At 40.1% G+C, this 19,635-nt stretch carries 20 protein-coding genes; 7 read left to right on the forward strand and 13 right to left on the reverse strand.

Annotated features, from left to right (window positions below; translation table 11 throughout):
• Positions 1–215 precede the first annotated feature (215 nt).
• From hcaD to hcaE, 6 genes are all read right to left on the reverse strand, one after another.
• On the reverse strand, positions 216–1,436 hold the full coding sequence (hcaD, locus tag I7H67_RS19195; protein WP_198308603.1) for a 3-phenylpropionate/cinnamic acid dioxygenase ferredoxin--NAD(+) reductase subunit: 1,221 nt from the start codon (positions 1,434–1,436) through the stop codon (positions 216–218).
• Between the two features lie 11 nt (positions 1,437–1,447).
• Positions 1,448–2,404, reverse strand: coding sequence for a 3-carboxyethylcatechol 2,3-dioxygenase (locus I7H67_RS19200; protein ID WP_198308604.1), 957 nt, complete (start codon positions 2,402–2,404; stop codon positions 1,448–1,450).
• Positions 2,405–2,466: 62 nt separating this feature from the next.
• Positions 2,467–3,282, reverse strand: a complete 816-nt coding sequence (hcaB, locus tag I7H67_RS19205) for a 3-phenylpropionate-dihydrodiol/cinnamic acid-dihydrodiol dehydrogenase (protein ID WP_005046831.1) — start codon at positions 3,280–3,282, stop codon at positions 2,467–2,469.
• A 2-nt stretch (positions 3,283–3,284) separates the two neighbouring features.
• Positions 3,285–3,611 (reverse strand): 3-phenylpropionate/cinnamic acid dioxygenase ferredoxin subunit, encoded by a 327-nt coding sequence (gene hcaC, locus I7H67_RS19210; RefSeq protein WP_005046830.1) that lies wholly within the window; start codon positions 3,609–3,611, stop codon positions 3,285–3,287.
• A complete protein-coding gene (hcaF, locus tag I7H67_RS19215; protein ID WP_045125554.1) occupies positions 3,611–4,171 on the reverse strand; it encodes a 3-phenylpropionate/cinnamic acid dioxygenase subunit beta in 561 nt (186 codons plus the stop codon). Before hcaF ends, hcaC begins: the two co-directional genes overlap by 1 nt.
• Positions 4,168–5,571, reverse strand: coding sequence for a 3-phenylpropionate/cinnamic acid dioxygenase subunit alpha (gene hcaE / locus I7H67_RS19220; RefSeq protein ID WP_198308605.1), 1,404 nt, complete (start codon positions 5,569–5,571; stop codon positions 4,168–4,170). Before hcaE ends, hcaF begins: the two co-directional genes overlap by 4 nt.
• Before the next feature lie 264 nt (positions 5,572–5,835).
• Here hcaE and hcaR point away from each other — a divergent pair, with 264 nt between their 5' ends.
• Positions 5,836–6,735, forward strand: coding sequence for a DNA-binding transcriptional regulator HcaR (gene hcaR / locus I7H67_RS19225; protein WP_005046827.1), 900 nt, complete (start codon positions 5,836–5,838; stop codon positions 6,733–6,735).
• A gap of 116 nt (positions 6,736–6,851) precedes the next feature.
• Here the strand turns inward: hcaR and I7H67_RS19230 are convergent, their stop codons facing one another.
• From I7H67_RS19230 to I7H67_RS19260, 7 genes are all read right to left on the reverse strand, one after another.
• Positions 6,852–7,712 carry an alpha/beta fold hydrolase gene (locus tag I7H67_RS19230; RefSeq protein ID WP_198308606.1) on the reverse strand — a complete coding sequence of 287 codons (861 nt, stop codon included), beginning with the start codon at positions 7,710–7,712 and terminating at the stop codon, positions 6,852–6,854.
• Between the two features lie 185 nt (positions 7,713–7,897).
• Positions 7,898–9,208: an OprD family outer membrane porin gene (locus I7H67_RS19235; protein ID WP_198308607.1), complete on the reverse strand. Its 1,311-nt coding sequence runs from the start codon at positions 9,206–9,208 to the stop codon at positions 7,898–7,900.
• 417 nt (positions 9,209–9,625) lie between these two features.
• On the reverse strand, positions 9,626–10,645 hold the full coding sequence (gene dmpG / locus I7H67_RS19240; RefSeq protein WP_198308608.1) for a 4-hydroxy-2-oxovalerate aldolase: 1,020 nt from the start codon (positions 10,643–10,645) through the stop codon (positions 9,626–9,628).
• Between the two features lie 11 nt (positions 10,646–10,656).
• Positions 10,657–11,562, reverse strand: coding sequence for an acetaldehyde dehydrogenase (acetylating) (locus tag I7H67_RS19245; RefSeq protein WP_198308609.1), 906 nt, complete (start codon positions 11,560–11,562; stop codon positions 10,657–10,659).
• A gap of 11 nt (positions 11,563–11,573) precedes the next feature.
• Positions 11,574–12,371: a fumarylacetoacetate hydrolase family protein gene (locus I7H67_RS19250; protein ID WP_198308610.1), complete on the reverse strand. Its 798-nt coding sequence runs from the start codon at positions 12,369–12,371 to the stop codon at positions 11,574–11,576.
• 503 nt (positions 12,372–12,874) lie between these two features.
• Positions 12,875–13,669: a TorF family putative porin gene (locus tag I7H67_RS19255; protein WP_198308611.1), complete on the reverse strand. Its 795-nt coding sequence runs from the start codon at positions 13,667–13,669 to the stop codon at positions 12,875–12,877.
• Positions 13,670–13,750: 81 nt separating this feature from the next.
• Positions 13,751–14,665 carry a LysR family transcriptional regulator gene (locus I7H67_RS19260; RefSeq protein WP_013197706.1) on the reverse strand — a complete coding sequence of 305 codons (915 nt, stop codon included), beginning with the start codon at positions 14,663–14,665 and terminating at the stop codon, positions 13,751–13,753.
• Between the two features lie 100 nt (positions 14,666–14,765).
• Between I7H67_RS19260 and I7H67_RS19265 the strand changes: the two genes are divergently transcribed.
• The 6 genes from I7H67_RS19265 to I7H67_RS19290 form a co-directional block, all read left to right on the forward strand.
• Entirely contained in the window at positions 14,766–15,872 is a 1,107-nt protein-coding gene (locus I7H67_RS19265; RefSeq protein ID WP_023274222.1) for a muconate/chloromuconate family cycloisomerase, read from the forward strand.
• 23 nt (positions 15,873–15,895) lie between these two features.
• Positions 15,896–16,186 carry a muconolactone Delta-isomerase gene (gene catC, locus I7H67_RS19270; RefSeq protein ID WP_003651954.1) on the forward strand — a complete coding sequence of 97 codons (291 nt, stop codon included), beginning with the start codon at positions 15,896–15,898 and terminating at the stop codon, positions 16,184–16,186.
• A 161-nt stretch (positions 16,187–16,347) separates the two neighbouring features.
• Positions 16,348–17,268 carry a catechol 1,2-dioxygenase gene (gene catA / locus I7H67_RS19275; protein WP_013197704.1) on the forward strand — a complete coding sequence of 307 codons (921 nt, stop codon included), beginning with the start codon at positions 16,348–16,350 and terminating at the stop codon, positions 17,266–17,268.
• A 135-nt stretch (positions 17,269–17,403) separates the two neighbouring features.
• On the forward strand, positions 17,404–18,075 hold the full coding sequence (locus tag I7H67_RS19280) for a 3-oxoacid CoA-transferase subunit A (protein WP_013197703.1): 672 nt from the start codon (positions 17,404–17,406) through the stop codon (positions 18,073–18,075).
• 18 nt (positions 18,076–18,093) lie between these two features.
• Positions 18,094–18,747, forward strand: coding sequence for a 3-oxoacid CoA-transferase subunit B (locus tag I7H67_RS19285; protein ID WP_174766578.1), 654 nt, complete (start codon positions 18,094–18,096; stop codon positions 18,745–18,747).
• A 375-nt stretch (positions 18,748–19,122) separates the two neighbouring features.
• A partial coding sequence (locus I7H67_RS19290; protein ID WP_265091391.1) for a beta-ketoacyl synthase N-terminal-like domain-containing protein occupies positions 19,123–19,635 on the forward strand: 513 nt, incomplete at its 3' end.

Below are 19,635 nucleotides of genomic sequence, written 5' to 3' on the forward strand. Positions count from 1 at the left end.
AAATTGCAAAAATAAAATTTAAAATCTAAAAAACATATTAATCACTCAACAAAAATAAAATCTATTAATAGCTAAAAATTATAATTCAGTTCAAATTAAGTATTAATAACATCCACTCATGGAAAATATTTATGATTAACCATAAAAAAACCGCCATATAATCATGACGGTTTTTATTTTCAATATTAAATAGGCTTTTAGTATAACAACCCTAATTAAATTAATTTGCGTAATTCAATAGACACATCTAGCAACTTTTCTTTATCAAAGGCGCTAGAACTAGAAACCAATTTTTTTAAATGCCTAACATCTTTAGCTTGATTAACAGCAATACCTGCTACAACCATACCTTGGTCTAAGCCAAATAAAGTGAATCCAACATTTTTGTCTTCTTGAGGATTCATATTGCCTCGTATATGCCATTCTTTTGCAGACATATCGCCAACGAATTGAAAGTTAATATCATATTGATCTGTCCAGAACCATGATGGATTAGCTTTAGGTTGTGCTAATCCCATGACATGACGAGCAAAAGTGCCTGCTTGATTATTGGCATTTTCCCAAGTTTCAATACGGGCATAATTACCATCTGCACGCAACTGAGTTGCTACATCACCAGCAGCATAAATATCTGGATTCGAAGTCTGGCAGTTTTCATTCACTTTAATGGCAAAATCGACGTCTAAACCAGCATCTATGGCCAATTGAGCATTCGGTACAATCCCAATACCATAAACAACAGCATCGGCAATCAGCTCTTCACCACTTTCCAATATTACGACTATCTCTTCACCACGTAAGGTGACATTGGCAATTTGCACATTTAAGTGAATATCGACCCCTCGATTGCGGTGTTCATCAAGTAAAAATTGGCTAATAATTGCTGGTGAACGCCCCATAATCATTGGACTTTGTTCAATTAAGGTCACCTGACAATCTTTAAAACGAGCACTTGATGCTAATTCAAGACCAATAACCCCACCGCCTACAAGCAAAATGCGCTTCCCTGCTTGAAAGACTGGAACCAAGGCTTGTGAATCCTCCAAATTTCGCAGGGTATAAACATGTTTACCGACTGCATCTAAAATTGGAAGACGACGAGGAGCACCTCCTGTCGCGAGTAATAATTTGTCATAGTGAATACTTTCACCATTTTTCAAAATCACTTGATATTGTTCAGGCTCAATGCGTACAACCGCATTGCCTTGAATGGCTTCGACACCTAAATCTTTCAATTTTTGTTGTGACAAAATTTCAATTTTGGTCTGTTCAGGCCTTAAAATCATATCTTTAGATAAAGGAGGACGCTCATAAGGCAGATGTGATTCATCTCCAATCAAAATGATTTTACCGTCGTATTTGTTATTACGTAGTTCCAGAATAGCACTTGCACCTGCCTGTCCAGCACCGATGATGACAATAGTTTGAGTATTCATCGTTTTATCCTTTATTTCAGCTCGGCAGATACAATGCCAAAACCAGCAATCCATTCACTGATAGGTTCATAGCAATGTAAGGTCATCTCATAATCGCCAACAGCTTCTAATGCCGCAAAAGCAGCCATCCATGTACGAACTTCTTGCCCACCACGTCCACCTTCACGGCGAATTTCATCTTCAGTCATATTTTCAAGCGCAGCAAAGTCTGCATTTTTGAATTTTTCCAATAACTGTTCGTCCCACTCTGGATTAAGTGGAACAGATACGCTCTTGTCACCTGCTGCCAAACGCTGTCCCACTGAAATGATTTTGGCCTGACGTGTATTACGAGCTTCAATAGTTGGGTTACGCCCAGCAATGAGAAACTCTTCAACTTCTGGGGGTGCAGAGCCCATTTGAGGGGTTGGTGGATCGTGTGAAAGTCCACCTGTACCCAAAATCAATATACGTTCATTTTCTAAATTAATTGAGTTGATGAAAGCCCCAACCGCTCGTCCTAAAGCAATCGTTCGTTTTGTCGTAGGCATTGGCGCAGCAGCACCATTAATAAATATTGGAATGGTTGGGTAACGATTAAGTTGACCATCACATAAAAAATGCAGCGGTTGGGTTACGCCATGATCCGCTTGCATACGATATGAATATGCAACATCCACACCTTCATCAAGTACACGTCGAATTAAACCTAATGCTGTATTTTCTGGTACATTGAGCTCACCCGGACCATAATTCCAATCACCTGCTGCTGTTGCGCGGACACCTACACAGAAACTCGGCATCAGGTCATAAAAGAAGCCGTTAAAATGATCTGGCCCAAAAGCAATAATTAAAGTTGGGTCGTATGCTTTGACCTCGGCTGCCAGTTTTTCAAATGTCTTACGCACCGTTTGTTCTTGTTGTTTTTCTGCCGGAGACGCAAATTCCATTAGCGGGCTATGAGAAGCACAAATAAGTTTAACAGTCATGATTAGCTCCGAAATAAGACAGTTTTTAGCTGTCTTATTAGTCCATTAATATCGGATTAAAATTAAGCATCAAAAAAACCAGCGTTCGCTTGGCGTAAGCCACGAATACCCAAACCACAGTCAGCATTTATAAAAACGCCAGATAATGGTCGGTTATTTTGACGTGATGCGAGCAATACATAAGAACCAGTCATGTCTTCTGGTTCTGGTAAGAATCTCAATGGCATGCCTTGTCCAATTTTTTGCGGATCGCGTGCATCAAGTAATCCTAGATTTTCCTGCCCAAGAGATGCAGCACCTTTCACATTGACATTCATGCCTGATGGAGCAACTGCATTCACACGCACTTTCGGTGCCAGCTCATAGGCCAGTTCACGCACTAAACCTACACCAGCATGTTTTGATGCGGTATAAATTGGACCACCACCAGATGAATAAAACGCTGAGTTAGATAAGGTAAAAATCATTGAGCCTTCAGTTTTGAGTAACTCATCTAAAGCTGCTTTTGCACCAAGTAGATAACCTTTTGTGTTAATACTCATGATTTCATCAAAGGCTTTATCTAACTGTTCGCCACTCATGTTAACGATGTCGGCATAATGATCCCAAATACCAGCGTTACCAATAAAACAGTCCAGTTTTCCAAAACGTTCTACTGTAGCCTGCACAGCACGAACGTTATCCTGAAAACTCGCCACATCTCCATTAATCGCAACAATTTTGTCACCATAGCGTGCAATCAATTCATCTATTTTTGATTGAGACCGTTGCAACACACCAACATGCGCACCCTCTTGCAAAAAGCGCTCAACCAACGCAAGCCCTAGTCCCGAACCACCACCAGTAATTAGTGCAACTTCACCCTCTAGCCAGCCCATCATTACGCTCCTGCCATTTCGACATAAAGTGCACCATCTTCAATCACGACAGAGAATGTCTGAATCGGATCAGTTGCTGGTACACATTGTGGTACGCCAGTTTTCAAACAAAAACGTGATGCATGAAGTGGACATTCAACCGTGCCATCATCCTCTAGGTAGCCTTCTGACATAGAAGCATTACCATGACTGCATTTATCATTCATGGCAAAAAATTCACCATTGAAATTGAACACAGCAAGTGCAGCAATATCACCTACATTACAATCTACTTTCAGCGCTTCGCCTTCATCCAACTCATCAATCTGACAAACAAAAATCTTATTCATTAGAAAAACACCGTAATATTGTGAGAAATCAAAGTCGCTTGATCGAGGGTGATATCGCGTTTAGCAATTTTCCAACCTAAACTACTGCTATCATCTTTTCGAATCAGATCAACTCGTTTACCAACATAGGTCAATACGTCTTTTTCTTTTTGCGAGCGATAAAGCAAATAATTACTAAAAACTTGATATTCATTTGCTTGCGCAGTTGCTTCGACCCGAATATTAGTAATTAAGTGACGAGTACGTGATGGCGGTTCTTCGGACCACGACATCCCTGTTTCTAATTTTGCTACACGGCGCTCTAGTACAAATTTGTCGTCGTGATAAATCCATGTTGATGGTGGTGCAATACATTTACGACGATCACGTGTTTGCGCATTTGTCGTCGTTTTGAGCGTATATAAAATATCTTCGCTTAAGATGTCCAACCAATCTCGGAATTTCCAATCATCTAACAACTGTGCTTCTGCATATAGAAACTGACTAATGTCGTGGTGAAGTTCCAATCCTATAGAACGCCATACTGGCTGTGGTTTTAACGAGTCAATGATCTGGTTCATTTCACAAGCTCCTTCTCATCCTTTTTAGCCGCTTTTTTCAAAAGCTCTTGCTCATAAGCCTCATCTGACCGTTGTACATCTTCCCATTTTTCATGCATCAACAGGTTTGCCCAATGACGATACATACCACGTGCAGCTGTTTCAGAGAAAACATGGTTAGTAATACCTGGAATACCATCTTCACGGTATTTTTCATTGCCAAGGCCCATTTCCATAATGAGTTTGCTTTTTCGCGCTTTATAACCACGTAACACTTTCTGGATCTCAATCCAGTTTTCACCATCGTCTGCTTCAGCAAAACCAGCTGGGCCAAATGCTCGGCAAGCATTCAACTCCATCGCTTCTTTGATGTGCTGCGGCGCTGCTTTGTCCGTGATACAGAAAGCCCAAACTTCAGTTTTATCTGGTCCACGTGGATGCCAAATGCGCATCGTCGTCATACCATTCAGCCAAGACAATGTTGGGAACATGGTGTTATGGCCTGCCAAACGCAAAGCACGAGTGTCACCCAAACGCTCTTTTGTTTCTTCATAGGTTTCACGGAAGTAATCTGCTACTTGACCATCAACCCAGAAATTAGCATCTGGTTTTTCCGTAAGGAAGAAACCTGAACCATGGCCGCGTTGACCATATTGCACACAGCTTTCTGCTGTTTCCCAAACTGGACGTGCCGTTTGTGCTGTTCCTAATGTTTTAGAAGCATCATCATTTGGTTTACCACCTAAAACTTGTACTGCAGAGGCATGCGAGTACGGCGCGTGGTATTGATCAGAAGCAAACTGTTCTGCTGCAAATTTCCAGTTACAGTTAATTTCCCATTTATGAATGCCACCAATGACTTCCGAACCACCTTCACGGCGGTCAATCATTGCATCGAGATACCAAGCAATATCACCCATATAGTCGAGTAATTCAGGTGTGTCATCTGCCCAACAACCAAAAACCAAACCTTTATAGCTTGCAACACGCGGAACCTCTTGCAATCCCCATTGTTCTTTACAAGCCCCATGTGGAAAAGCGATACCTTCCAATGGAATATCTTTAAGAGAACCATCAATACCATAGGACCAGCCATGATATGGGCAGGTAAACGCACGCGTATTACCACAGTCAGCATAGCTAACCCGCATAGAACGGTGACGACATTGATTTAATAATGCTTTAATAGAACCGTCTTTTTGACGCGTAACAATAATTGGGTCCTCACCCATATACGTATTGAAAAAGTCGCCTGATTTTGGAATCTGGCTTTCGTGACAAAGAAATAACCAACAACGTCCAAAAACACGCTCTAACTCTAGTTCGTATAATTGTGGATCTGTATAGATAGTTGGCGAGATACGTCCATTTTGTGCATCGACTAAAGCATCGATTTCACACACTTCAATTTTTCCATTCATGAGAAGCACTCCTGCTGCCGCCAAAAACGCACAACATAAAATTCAATTTGAATGGATAATGATTTTTTAACTGTTTTAAGTGAAATATTTTATTTGTTTCAAATTAGACTTTTTATGAATTATTCATTATAGATTTTAAATATTAAAATTAAGTTCGACTGATACTGATCAGTGGTTTTATAAACGGATTTATGGTTTTCAAGCATTTAGCATATTTTATTAACTATCCAACGTTAATAATAGGATTTTGGGATCACAACTGATATGGAATTACGTCATTTACGCTACTTTGTAATGGTGGCTGAAGAACTCAACTTTAGTAAAGCTGCACTTCGCCTCTACACAGCTCAACCCTCATTAAGTCAACAAATTAAAGACCTTGAGGATGAGGTTGGCGTTACATTACTACATCGCACTAAACGTAAAGTTGAACTCACTGAAGAAGGTAGTGTATTTCTTGAACAAGCCCGTCTGACTTTAGCTCAGGCGGACAAAGCGATTGCTATGGCTCGTCAAGTTTCAAAATTTAAAAAACAACAACTGACCATTGGTTTTGTTCCAGTAGTAGAAATGAAAGTTTTCCCGTGTGTTCTTCCGAGTTTACGCATACAAAATCCAAACTTAAAAATTGAATTACGGAGCATGAATAATACCGAACAAATGGAAGCCTTAAAGAAAGGTGAAATTGACATTGCCTTTATGAGAGATAACTTAAATAACGATGAGATTCAGAGTCAGTTTGTATTACGTGAACCTCTAATGCTATTGCTTCCTCGAGATCACCCACTTGCTCAGTACGAGCGTATTCCGGTGAAGCTTTTAAATAATATTGATTTTATTATCCCATCGTCAGAACAGTCGTCGATTTTACATAATACAATTCTTAATTTTGCTGAACTTCATAAAATTAAATTTAACATTGTGCAAACTGCTCATAATATTTTATTTAATATTAATTCAATAGGAATGGGATTAGGTTGCGGGATCTTGCCTAGCTATATAGAGCCGCTCACTTTAAATAATATTGTCACTAGACCCCTTGATGTCGATCTACCTTTTTTAGATTTATTTGTAAGCTATCGCAAAGATGCAGAATCTTCTGGGGTTAAAGAATTCATGGATTTATTAAGTAAAGTTTTTTACTTAAATATTAATCAGATCTAACTTATCTTATTTAATACAAAAGTCTAAGATAAAATGACAGGGCTCAGCAAAAAACCAAAATTTTTAATTTAAATACAGGAAGAATAATAATTTATCCTTCCTGTATTTTTTATATTTTATTTAACATCATGTACTGCTAAATATTGTTTAATAATCTGGTTAAATTCTTGTGCTCTTTCAACTTGCGACCAATGACCACATTGACTAAAAATATGAGCATCAGCATAAGGTACGATATTCAAAATATCCCATGTACGAGATACAGGAATAACTACATCTTGCACCCCATGAATGAGTAGTACAGGAACTTGAATCTCTTTCATCTTTTCAAAATCAAGCGGGAACTCAAAACGGTCACGGTCTCGTGCACCAACAACATCCATCAATCGATCCGAAGCGTAGTCATTTTTTGCTGAGTCAAAACGAACTTTAACCAATTCATCTGTAACTAAAGACTTATCGACCACAAACATTTCTAAAGTTTTACGGATACCAGCTTCTGTCAATTCAGGATTAGCATGTGCTTTAAGTGCTGCCGTCTGTTTAGCACCACCCGTTCCCATTGATACAATACCTAGTACACGCTCTGGGTAATCCAATATAAACTGGAATGCTAACCAACCACCTAAAGAATTACCTACTAACCAGGTTTTTTCAATTCCTAAAGCATCTAATACACGGACTGCATGATCTACCCATGCACGGATGCCATAAGCGGTCCCTTCTGCAACAACAGTTTGTCCATAACCAATCGAATCAATAGCAATACAGCGTGCCTGCTCAGCAATTTGTGGTAAGTTCAGCCACCAGTTTGCTGCTGCTGAAACACCAGTACCCGAACCATGTAAAAATAAAATTGGAGTACCTTCTCCAAGCTCATGATAATGAGTGAGCTCACCTGCTGCGGTTTCAATCCATTTGTCTTCCAAACCGAAAAATGGATCTGTTTTATATTCGGGGATTTTTACTGTGCCCATGTCATTCCTCTTACAATTTATACAGCTCAACTCAAGATTAAGCTGCTTTTAGTAGGCCAAATTTTAAATGTTTTACTCACCCATCTTACCTGTTCACAGCGCCTAAACTGATACTTGTTTACGATGAGGTGATACAAAAAAAATATTAATAACCATTTGTTATTTAAATAAATATTTAAAAGTATTTAAAATTTATAGGTGTATGTCGTTGCAATACGATGTTCCTGCAAATCGCTTGCTTGGCCTGCAATATTGTCGAAGTTCACATCGATATACATCCACTGAAAACCTAAGCCTTTTAACTTCCCTTCTGGCACTACGTAATTCAGAATAAAGTTGAATTCATCTTCTTTGCCTTTGCCTGTTAATGCACTTGATTCATAAGCTGAATCAATGCCCCAACCATGCCAATATTTTGCAGTGGTTTTTAAACCTTTAATGCCAAGCTCACTAAAATCATAGCTATAAGCCACACCCACCGATTTCTCATCTTTACGGATAAAGCTCGCAACTGACCAGTTATCCAAATAAGGCTGAGGTACCCAACCTGCGAGGGATGGGAAATATGGTGCACCAGTTGCTGCACTCGGGTTACTACCATGGTCACCAAACATTTGCTGATAAGATAAACCTACGCTGTGTGAGCCATAAGTTAAGGTTGAGCCTATAGACAATGCCTGATTATCAATATCACCATACAAGGCATCTCCCGACTCTGCATTGTCGAAAAAACGTATGTGTGAATCGACTTTTAACTTGTCATAATTGTTTTTATAGTTCACACCCAAGTAGTTTTGACGATAGATATTCGTCACATCGCCATAAAAGTAACTTGCAGACCAGTTTTTATTTAATTGGTAATCTATGCCCGCAACATACATCCCATCAGTTTTACCATCATTATTTAATGCTTTAGGCCATAGACCAAAATCCATTGACTGATTTTCATAACGGGCATTGATACTATCCAAATAACCTAACGTTAATTTGGTGTTTTTAAGATCTTTTGACTCTAGCCATACCCCATTATAAGTGGTCAATAATTGACGTGATGGATCAAAATGAATTACTGGTGTTACAGGTAAAATTTCACCAATTCGTAATTCAGTTTGGCTGATTTTCGCTTTAAGAGTTGCTCCTATTTTGCCAAACTGGCGCTCTTGTTTTCCTGTGCCTGTACCAGAAATCCCACTGTACGGCAGAATCCAATCGGCATTACGGTCACGACCATCCAGACGCACAGCGTACTGTGCTAACACATCAACACCAAGTTGTAATGCCCCAAACTGTGCATAACCCGATTTTGCATCCAGTGTCACAGCTTGCGACCAACTCCCCCAGTTTTTTGCAGGGGTGTCATCATACTGACGATCTAAATAGAAGTTTTTAAATTTCAGCTGAACCTGACTATCTTCAACAAAGCCAGCATGTGTGCCAGTAGCCCCTATTGTTGCTATTGCGCAAGCCATTGCGATCCATAACGTTTGACGACGCATTGCGTACTTCCTTTCAATCAATCCATGAAACCAAGCCCTATCATGCTCAACTCTATTTTTATGAAAAATTCGACTAGAGTATTAAGATATTTTTCTTTTTAAACTCAATGCTTTAAAAAAATGTTACTTTTCCAGTAATGAGGATTTTTAACAGATCATTAAAAACGATTAATCATTACCTAAAAACCAGAATAAACATTTGTTATATATATTTTTTTTATTAAAATATCTTTATTTAAATTTGCTATTTTTAATTTTCTAATCGTTTTTTTATTTAAATAGAAACACATCCAATCAAAAATGATGTCCATCCATTTATAGAAAATAACGCTTATATCCAAGTTATTTCATCTAGATCAAATCATTAGATGTAAAAAAGCACTCTCGTGGAGTGCTCTTTTTCATTTTTTAAAAAACTTATGCGCTCATTACTTTCGCTTTTGACATGGTCAAGGCAAGATCTTCAATCATATCCTCCTGTCCCCCAACCGTACCACGGCGACCAAGCTCTAATAAAATTTCACGTGCAGAGACGCCATATTTAGCTTCGGCACGTTTTGCAAACAACAAGAAAGATGAATATACACCTGCATAACCTAACGTTGCTGCATCACGATCGGCACGAATTGGATTTAGCATCATTGGAATCACAAGATCTTCTGCAATATCCTGTACTTTAAACAAGTCTACGCCTGTTTCTATTTGCATACGATTTGCAACCGCAATAAATAATTCAAGCGGCGTATTGCCTGCTCCAGCTCCTAGACCAGCTGCCGCCAAGTCGACCCGAATTGCACCAGCTTCAACCGCAGCAACGGTATTGGCAACGCCCATACCCAAGTTATGATGACCATGGAAACCTAACTCAATACTGCTATCAAGTTCTTGGCGAAGCAACCCAACCCGATCGGTAACATCTTGTGGCAACATGTACCCAGCAGAGTCAGTGACATAAATACAGTTAGCACCGTAAGACACCATTTTTTTTGCTTCTTCTAGCAAATGTTGTGGCGATGCCATATGTGCCAACATTAGAAAGCCTACCGTGTCCATTCCCAATTTTCGTGCAGCAGTAATATGCTGTTCAGACACGTCTGCTTCTGTACAGTGTGTTGCAACACGAATGGTTGAAACACCAATCTCATGTGCCATTTTCAAATGATCAACTGTTCCAATGCCAGGCAATAACAACGCTGACACTTTGGCATTTTTCATACGTGGCACAACAGCAGATAAATACTCTTCATCTGTTGCAGCAGCGAAACCGTAATTAACGGACCCCCCCCCTAAGCCATCACCATGAGTCACTTCAATTAATGGCACACCCGCTTCGTCTAACGCGGTTGAAATGGCAATCATTTGCTCAACTGTAGTTTGATGACGTTGTGGATGCATACCATCACGTAAAGTCATATCATGCACAATAATCTTAGACATACGGTTTCTCCTTAAACAACTTCAGCTTTTTGATTAGATAAAACGCGTTCTGCAAACATTTCTGCAGTACGTGCAGCTGCCGCAGTCATAATGTCAAGATTACCTGCATATTTCGGTAAATAATCGCCTAGGCCTTCTACTTCAAGAAACATAGAAACACGATTACCATCAAATACAGGTCCATTCACCAGTTTGTAGCCGGGTACGTACTTTTGTACCTCTTTGATCATGGCATTGACTGATTCCGTAATTGCAACTTGGTCAGGTTCTCCATCAACTAAACAATGTACTGTGTCACGCATCATTAATGGTGGTTCAGCCGGGTTAATAATAATGATGGCTTTACCTTGTTTGGCACCACCAACTTTTTCAATTGCTCCAGCAGTTGTACGAGTAAATTCATCAATATTTTTACGCGTACCTGGCCCAACCGATTTAGTCGAAACCGTTGCAATGATTTCAGCATAGTTAACAGACTGTACCCGTGAAATTGCCGCGACCATTGGAATAGTTGCTTGCCCACCACAGGTCACCATATTTACATTGGGTACTTCACCAGCATCTAACAAAGCTTCCAAATTCACTGGCGGCACACAAAATGGACCAATTGCCGCAGGAGTTAAATCAATCATTAACACCCCAAGCTCATTGAGCTTGCGACTGTTCTCTGCATGTACATATGCTGAAGTTGCATCAAAAGCAATTTTGATATCATCTTTAAGTACATGAGGTAATAAACCATCAACGCCTTCAGCCGTGGTTTTTAAACCCATTGTTGCAGCACGAGCTAAGCCTTCAGAAGTAGGATCAATTCCAACCATCCATACCGGCTCTAAAAATTCACTACGCTGCAATTTATACAACAAATCTGTTCCAATATTTCCTGGACCAATTAAGGCACATTTTATCTTTTTCATTTCCTTATCCTTTATTCAGCAGCAAAGCATGCAACAACTGAATTGAAGCCTTCAATTTCAACTTTAAACTCATCCCCAGGATGAGCCACCACCATTGGACCCAATGCCCCAGTCAGGACAATATCTCCTGCTTGTAATGGACGTCCGCGTCTTACCATTTCATCAGCTAACCAAACTGCTGCATTCAATGGATTCGCTAAACAAGCTTTACCAACACCTTGCGAAACGACCTCATCACCACGAGTCATAATCATTTTGCAGTTAACTAAATCAAGTTGATTAAGCTGTACTGGACGTGAACCCAACACAAAAGCTGCACTTGATGCATTGTCAGCAACCGTGTCAATCAATGAGATTTTCCAGTTCTCAATGCGACTATCGACTATTTCAATAGCCGGTAAGGCATAGTCTGTCGCACTAATAATGTCTGCATATGTATGTCGGGCTTGAGTTAAATCCTTTTTGAGTACGAGCGCAATTTCAGCTTCAACTTTTGGCTGAATCAACTTACCCGCTGGAATGACTTCACCATCGCCGTATGCCATATCAGCAAATAACATCCCAAAGTCAGGTTGATCTACACCAAGTTGGGCTTGTACTACTTTAGAAGTGAGGCCAATTTTACGACCTACTAAACGGCGCCCTTCCGAGAGTGCACGTACAGTATTGATTTCCTGTACTGCATAAGCGATATCCACATTTGCCTGTTCACCACCGAGCTCAGTACGAATAGGAATAATCGCAGTTTGTGATAGTTCAGCTTGTCTTAAGGCAAAAGCAACTGAATCAACAACAGCAGAATTCGACATCAATGTTTCCTTAAACTGCAAAATTGAACGTATACTGCGTTACTGAAGGTATAAAAACGGAATACGAAGTTCAGGCAAAGTTAGACACAACAAATCCCTTGTATTTTCCGAGACAGCTACCTACTGGAACGTGTACATAAAACAGTTTAAGAATGGAAAAATCCCCATCTAAATGCCAATACTTATTTTGTTTCATATAATAGTTTTTATTTATAATCAGCCCAGAAATGCCTTTGAAGATTAATATTAAGTATCCATAATAATTTTATTAATCCATATTTTTTTTAGAGATTAGAAAAATACTAATATTTTAGTTTTCCAATTTTATATATATTATTCTAGATAATTTCACGTTTAGACATTATTAAAAATACTCAGGTAGTGCTTCATTTACCTACCTTAATTAATTTAAAAAATAAATAAAAAATCGTTTTTAACTACGTTTGAAAGTTTACAGATACCTTTCAAACGTAGTTAATCAGACCAATATTAATAAGTTTAACTTAAAAAACTTTTTTTACAGAAACTGTAAAAGTTGAATCAATCGGATTCGAAATAGGTGCATCTGGCTCACCATTACTATACTTCTTATAGAACCCATTTTTATCCCAAGCTTTAGTGTAGGCTAATCCTGTATTCCATCCATCGCCTAAATCCTTAATAAGCTCAACCTTAACATCCTGAAAATTAGCTTCCGAGAAATTTTTAATTCTTTCATAACCATAATGGGCACCAAAAGTCCAAGTGTCATTTATTGGCTGTGTAAAAGTTAAATCCAGATATGTTGTTCCTCTTGAACGTTTACCCTCAGGACCGCCCATCGTCTTGGAGTTATAGCCAGCATAATCTGGGGTGTAGGTAATGAAATATTTAAGCGTTAAAGGTCCATAACCAATCTGAGGCACAATTTCGCCATAGTTATAACTGGTACTCCCCGTTTCAGGTGTACTTTTAGCTCCCGGATAGTAGTAATAAAAAACCGTCATTCCAGCCGAAAACTTATCAAAAGTTTTTATATAACCTGTATAAAAATCCCACTCAACTGAAGCATCACGAAGATAGTTAGAACTTACATTTGAAGCCCAAGTCCCCACAAATAATCCATTCGGATTTGCATAATCTAGACCAATTTGTAATGCAGGCTTGCCCCAAGTTTGTTGAAAACCACGTGAAATATATTGGCTAGCAAAAGTAACATTCGCACTATATGGAGAGATTTTTTCTTGTTCATTTAATTGTTCAGCATGTACAACACAGGTAGACATAATGAGAGAAGCTGCGCCTAAAATTTTTCTCATCTATTAATTCCTTTTAAATATTACCTATAATCTTAAAGTTTTAAAATAACATGATAATTCAATTTAAAACGTATTAAAAAGTTATAAATTTAGATTTCTCGACACTTCTTCTTCGCTATAAATCTCTTCAATACAATCTAAAATTTTAGGAATATAAGAACTTTGGTCCATGTTACGCATCGATAGAGAAATGGGACTATAAGCTTCTAAATCTAAGATATTTAAATAAGTTAGATTCTTCATTCCAATATCACAGGCACTTTCTGGAATAATACAAATACCCTCGCCCGAAGCCACCAAACCAAGCGCCATGTGAATTTCTCGTACTTCGGTCAGCTTGGCTGGTATTAAACCTAACTTGGTAAATAAAGCTTGAATAGTGGTCGAAAAATTAGGCTTAGGTGTCGTTGGATAAGAAAAAATCGTCTCATTGATAATTTGAGATAGGTAAATTCCTGAATCTTGAAATTCACTTAATGGATGCTTTTTATGAATCGCGAGTTTTAATTTTTCTTTGCGAAGTAAAAGCCTTTTTATCGCTGGATCACTAATGGGTAAGCGACCAAAACCTAAATCGATTTTACCTAACTTTAAAGCCTCAACCTGATCTCGTGTGCCACATTCAATAAGCTCGACATGAATGTCAGGATTCTTTTGTCTAAATAGATAAATGACCTGTGGTAAACGCCCATACAGAAGTGAACTGACATAGCCAACTTTGACAATGTTTTCGACCAGCTTCATTTTTTTAGCCATGGAAGCAGCTTGAGCAGTATGCGTTAAAATTTGAACGGCATGTTGGTAAAAAAACAGCCCTGCTTCCGTCACTTTTAATGGACGTGAGCCTTTCACAAACAAATCAATGTCTAATTCTTCTTCTAGTTTTTTGATTTGACGCGTGAGTGGTGGCTGGGCAATAAAAAGCTTCTCAGCCGCTTTAGTCAGACTTTGTTCTTCCACAACGGTAACAAAATAACGTAGATGTCTTAATTCCATTAATATACCTTTTTAGTATCTTAAAATACCGTTCTATATCTATTTTAGGCTATTACATTCTTCTATGGTATGTAAACAAGTTCGTAATAGTTGAAACTTCATGTATAGAACCATAGAAACCATACTTGTGGATATTCCAACTATCCGTCCTCACCAGCTGTCTGTGACTACAATGCGTACTCAGACTTTGGTGCTCGTTAAAATTACGACTACGGATGGTATTGTCGGCTGGGGTGAAGCGACCACCATTGGTGGACTGAACTATGGTGAAGAAAGTCCTGAAAGTGTCAAAGCCAATATTGATACTTACTTTGCACCATTACTCGCATCAGTTAAAGATTTAAATGTGGCTCAAACACTAAAACTGATTCGTAAGAATATTAATGGTAACCGTTTCGCGAAATGTGCCATTCAGACCGCTCTACTTGATATTCAGGCAAAACGTTTAGGCGTGCCGTTAAGTGAAGTTTTAGGTGGCCGTCTGCGTAATAGTTTACCTGTACTTTGGACGCTCGCGTCTGGTGATACAGAAAAAGATATTGCTGAAGCTCGAAAAATGATTGAGTTGAAACGTCATAACACGTTCAAACTCAAAATCGGTGCACGCCATTTGCAACACGATGTTGATCATGTGATTGCAATTAAAAAAGCACTAGGTGCAGATATTAGTGTACGTGTTGACGTAAATCGTGCATGGTCAGAGCTGGAATGTATTCAAGGTATTCAACAGCTACAAGATGGCGGGATTGATTTAATTGAACAGCCTTGTGCTATTCAAAATACTGAAGCACTTGCGCGTTTAACACGTCGTTTTGATGTCGCAATCATGGCGGACGAAGCTTTAACTGGTCCTGACAGCGCATACCGTATTGCAAAAAGTCATGGTGCAGATGTATTTGCCGTGAAAATTGAACAATCAGGAGGTCTGATCGAGGCATGTGAAGTTGCCAAGATTGCAGGTTTGGCTGGAATCGATCTTTATGGCGGCACTATGCTTGAAGGCCCTGTAGGTAGCATCGCTTCTGCTCACGCATTTGCAACCTTTGAAACATTAGCGTTTGGTACTGAATTATTTGGTCCGTTATTGCTTACCGAAGAAATTTTGAAAGAACCGCTACGTTACGAAAACTTTGAATTGCACTTGCCAACGGCTCCGGGCTTAGGCATTGAAATTGATGAAGATAAAGTCGAGAAGTTACGTCGTTAAGGCAACAGGATAAGGAGTTTCCCATGTTATTTCATGTACGTATGGATGTGCATATTCCACTCGATATGCCAGCCGACAAAGCAAATGAAATTAAGGCCGTTGAAAAGGCTTATTCGCAAGATTTACAACGCCAAGGTAAATGGCGTCACATCTGGCGAGTTACAGGCCAGTACTCAAACATCAGTATTTTTGATGTTGAGAGCAATGAAGAGTTGCACAACATTTTACAAGGATTACCTCTCTATCCTTATATGAACATCGAAGTGATGGCACTTAATCGTCACCCTTCTTCTGTTCGTGATGATGATTCGTAATCTAAGAAAATAGTTTGAGTGTGTGGTCTGAAGCACATTCAAAAACTAAATATATTTATTCAGAAGGTAACAAGGAACGTGGCGGCACTTATTCGCTAGCAAAACAACATGCCCGCAGCGCTGCCACCCAAAACCGTATTGCATACTTAAGGAGTTTTAGTATGAACCGTCAACAAATTGATGCGCTTGTAAAACAAATGAATGTCGACACTGCAAAAGGCGAAGTTGATGCACGTGTTCAACAAATTGTAGTGCGCCTTCTCGGGGATTTATTTCAAGCCATCGAAGATTTAGACATCCAACCTTCAGAAGTATGGAAAGGTTTGGAATATTTCACAGACGCAGGTCAAGCAAACGAACTTGGTCTTTTGGCAGCTGGCTTAGGTTTAGAGCACTATCTTGATTTACGTGCAGATGAAGCTGATGCAAAAGCTGGTGTTACGGGTGGCACACCGCGTACCATTGAAGGCCCACTTTATGTAGCTGGCGCGCCTGAAACCGTTGGTTTTGCTCGTATGGATGATGGCACTGAATCTGGCAAAATCGATACCTTAATTATTGAAGGTACGGTGACTGATACTGACGGCAATATCATTGAAAATGCTAAAGTTGAAGTATGGCATGCTAACAGTTTAGGTAACTATTCATTCTTTGATAAGTCTCAATCTGACTTCAACTTACGCCGTAGTATTTTGACTGATGCAGATGGTAAATATGTTGCATTAACCACAATGCCAGTAGGTTATGGTTGCCCGCCAGAAGGTACTACTCAGGCCCTTCTTAACAAATTAGGCCGTCATGGTAACCGTCCATCCCACGTTCACTACTTTGTTTCTGCACCAGGTTTCCGCAAGCTTACAACTCAATTCAACATTGAGGGTGATGAGTACTTATGGGACGACTTTGCCTTTGCAACTCGTGATGGCTTAGTGGCAACAGCAGTTGATGTAACTGACCCAGCTGAAATCCAACGCCGTGGTTTAGATCACGCTTTCAAACACATCACATTTAACATCGAACTTGTTAAAGATGCCGCTGCTGCTCCTTCAACTGAAGTTGAACGCCGTCGCGCTAGCGCTTAATTGAAAGTGTATGTGAGTTAAAAGTTCGCTTTTGACTCACAAAATTTATTCCATTTATTACTACCATTAAGAATTTAAATAAATTTTTAGCGGTAGTAATAACATCACGTTACCTCATGCTCTAAGGTTTCTCACATGATTGACAAAAGTAAGTCCTCTCTTAGCGAGGTACTATCGCAGATTAAAGATGGCGCGACCATCCTGATTGGTGGTTTCGGTACCGCAGGACAACCCGCTGAACTCATTGATGGACTGATTGAACTCGGTGTTAAAGATTTAACGATTGTTAGTAATAACGCCGGTAATGGCGATTATGGTCTGGCTAAACTGCTTAAGGCTGGTTCAGTTAAAAAAGTGATCTGTTCTTTCCCACGTCAGTCAGACTCTTATGTTTTTGATGAATTGTATCGTGCCGGAAAGGTCGAGCTTGAAGTTGTTCCGCAAGGTAATCTGGCTTGCCGTATTCAGGCAGCAGGTATGGGACTTGGTGCTGTGTTTACCCCAACAGGCTTTGGAACACTTCTAGCTGAAGGCAAAGAAACTCGCCAGATTGATGGTAAAGATTACGTACTCGAATATCCAATCAAGGCGGACTTTGCCTTGATTAAAGCTTACAAAGGCGACCGCTGGGGCAATCTGGTTTACCGTAAATCTGCACGTAACTTTGGTCCGATTATGGCCATGGCTGCTGATGTCACCATTGTTCAGGTGTCTGAAGTGGTTGAGCTAGGTGGATTAGATCCAGAGCACATCATCACCCCAGGTATCTTTGTACAGCACGTTGTACAAGTACAGCCCGCACAGTAAGCAATAAGGAGAAATAACATGAGCTACCAGAAACTCAGCCGTGACCAGATTGCAAAACGTGTGGCACAAGATATTCCAGATGGCGCCTATGTGAATTTGGGCATTGGCTTACCAACCAAGATCGCAAGCTACCTACCTAACGATAAAGATATTTTCCTTCATTCTGAAAATGGCCTGTTGGCTTTTGGCCCACCACCAGCGGCAGGTGAAGAAGACCCTGAACTAATTAATGCGGGTAAAGAATTTGTGACCATGCTTGAAGGCGGCAGCTTTTTCCACCATGGCGACTCCTTTGCGATGATGCGTGGTGGTCACCTTGATATTGCCGTACTGGGCGCATTTCAGGTTGCAGCGAATGGTGACTTGGCGAACTGGCACACGGGTGCACCTGATGCGATTCCTGCGGTGGGTGGTGCGATGGATTTAGCTGTAGGTGCTAAAAAAGTATTTATCACTACAGACCATGTGACTAAGCAAGGTGAACCGAAGATTGTGGCTGAGCTGAGCTATCCGGTTACGGGTAAACACTGTGTTGACCGTATTTACACTGACCTGTGCGTAATTGACGTGACTAAAGATGGTTTAAAGGTGATTGAGAAAGTGGAAGGTCTTAGCTTTGATGAGTTGCAGGCTTTAACAGGTGCAACTTTGACTGATGCGACTCAAGGGTAAGGTTTAAACACGCCCCCCCCCCAATTACGAGTTAAAGCAAAAGTTTTTTGTATAAGTAATGCCTTACTTTTTAAGGATAAAAAGTAACAAAAATCCTTTGTTACTCAGACACAACATCCCTGTTGTGCTGAGCAACGAGGCGACATGGATGTCGCCCGTTGGACAGGGAGGCATGGAAGCCTCCTCTGTTCAACAAAGGTTTTTGGTTACTTTTTTAAAAAAGTGACAAGAATTAGCTACTGGTATTTGACTCAACACGATAAGACTCTGTCATGACTACTTTTAACTTAGTAACCATGATGATCGCCAGCAAACTCTGGAAAAGTCTAACGATGTGGCAGTGACAGCAACAGATTTCAAAATGGAAATGTAAGAATGAAAAACGCTTATATCATCGATGCCATCCGTACCCCATTCGGCCGTTATGCCGGTGGTCTTGCACCTGTCCGTGCCGATGACCTTGGCGCTGTGCCGATTAAAGCACTCATGCAGCGCAACCCGAATGTAGATTGGGAACAGGTCGATGATGTGATCTATGGTTGTGCGAACCAAGCCGGTGAAGATAACCGTAATGTGGGCCGTATGTCGGCACTGCTTGCAGGTTTACCGTATCAAGTACCGGCAACCACCATTAATCGTCTCTGTGGTTCTTCACTCGATGCGATTGCCATTGCTGCCCGTGCCATTAAAGCAGGTGAAGCGAACTTGGTGATTGCAGGTGGTGTGGAAAGCATGAGCCGTGCACCTTATGTGATGGGTAAGTCTGACAGTGCTTTTGGCCGTAGCCAGAAGATTGAAGACACCACCATGGGATGGCGTTTCATTAACCCTAAACTTAAAGAATTGTATGGTGTAGACACCATGCCCCAGACTGCCGAAAACGTGGCT

This window comes from Acinetobacter sp. ACIN00229, assembly GCF_016106645.1.
Taxonomy (GTDB): domain Bacteria; phylum Pseudomonadota; class Gammaproteobacteria; order Pseudomonadales; family Moraxellaceae; genus Acinetobacter; species Acinetobacter oleivorans.

Excerpts from the sequence above, each read along its gene's own strand:
- I7H67_RS19285 (WP_174766578.1), top strand. The coding sequence starts at position 18,094 with ATGAGCTACCAGAAACTCAGCCGTGACCAGATTGCAAAACGTGTGGCA.
- hcaC (WP_005046830.1), bottom strand. The coding sequence starts at position 3,611 with ATGAATAAGATTTTTGTTTGTCAGATTGATGAGTTGGATGAAGGCGAA.
- I7H67_RS19230 (WP_198308606.1), bottom strand. The coding sequence starts at position 7,712 with ATGGGCACAGTAAAAATCCCCGAATATAAAACAGATCCATTTTTCGGT.
- I7H67_RS19235 (WP_198308607.1), bottom strand. The coding sequence starts at position 9,208 with ATGCGTCGTCAAACGTTATGGATCGCAATGGCTTGCGCAATAGCAACA.
- I7H67_RS19250 (WP_198308610.1), bottom strand. The coding sequence starts at position 12,371 with ATGTCGAATTCTGCTGTTGTTGATTCAGTTGCTTTTGCCTTAAGACAA.
- dmpG (WP_198308608.1), bottom strand. The coding sequence starts at position 10,645 with ATGTCTAAGATTATTGTGCATGATATGACTTTACGTGATGGTATGCAT.
- hcaE (WP_198308605.1), bottom strand. The coding sequence starts at position 5,571 with ATGAATGGAAAAATTGAAGTGTGTGAAATCGATGCTTTAGTCGATGCA.
- catC (WP_003651954.1), top strand. The coding sequence starts at position 15,896 with ATGTTATTTCATGTACGTATGGATGTGCATATTCCACTCGATATGCCA.
- hcaF (WP_045125554.1), bottom strand. The coding sequence starts at position 4,171 with ATGAACCAGATCATTGACTCGTTAAAACCACAGCCAGTATGGCGTTCT.
- I7H67_RS19255 (WP_198308611.1), bottom strand. The coding sequence starts at position 13,669 with ATGAGAAAAATTTTAGGCGCAGCTTCTCTCATTATGTCTACCTGTGTT.
- hcaD (WP_198308603.1), bottom strand. The coding sequence starts at position 1,436 with ATGAATACTCAAACTATTGTCATCATCGGTGCTGGACAGGCAGGTGCA.
- I7H67_RS19280 (WP_013197703.1), top strand. The coding sequence starts at position 17,404 with ATGATTGACAAAAGTAAGTCCTCTCTTAGCGAGGTACTATCGCAGATT.
- I7H67_RS19200 (WP_198308604.1), bottom strand. The coding sequence starts at position 2,404 with ATGACTGTTAAACTTATTTGTGCTTCTCATAGCCCGCTAATGGAATTT.
- I7H67_RS19265 (WP_023274222.1), top strand. The coding sequence starts at position 14,766 with ATGTATAGAACCATAGAAACCATACTTGTGGATATTCCAACTATCCGT.
- I7H67_RS19260 (WP_013197706.1), bottom strand. The coding sequence starts at position 14,665 with ATGGAATTAAGACATCTACGTTATTTTGTTACCGTTGTGGAAGAACAA.
- I7H67_RS19245 (WP_198308609.1), bottom strand. The coding sequence starts at position 11,562 with ATGAAAAAGATAAAATGTGCCTTAATTGGTCCAGGAAATATTGGAACA.
- catA (WP_013197704.1), top strand. The coding sequence starts at position 16,348 with ATGAACCGTCAACAAATTGATGCGCTTGTAAAACAAATGAATGTCGAC.
- hcaR (WP_005046827.1), top strand. The coding sequence starts at position 5,836 with ATGGAATTACGTCATTTACGCTACTTTGTAATGGTGGCTGAAGAACTC.
- hcaB (WP_005046831.1), bottom strand. The coding sequence starts at position 3,282 with ATGGGCTGGCTAGAGGGTGAAGTTGCACTAATTACTGGTGGTGGTTCG.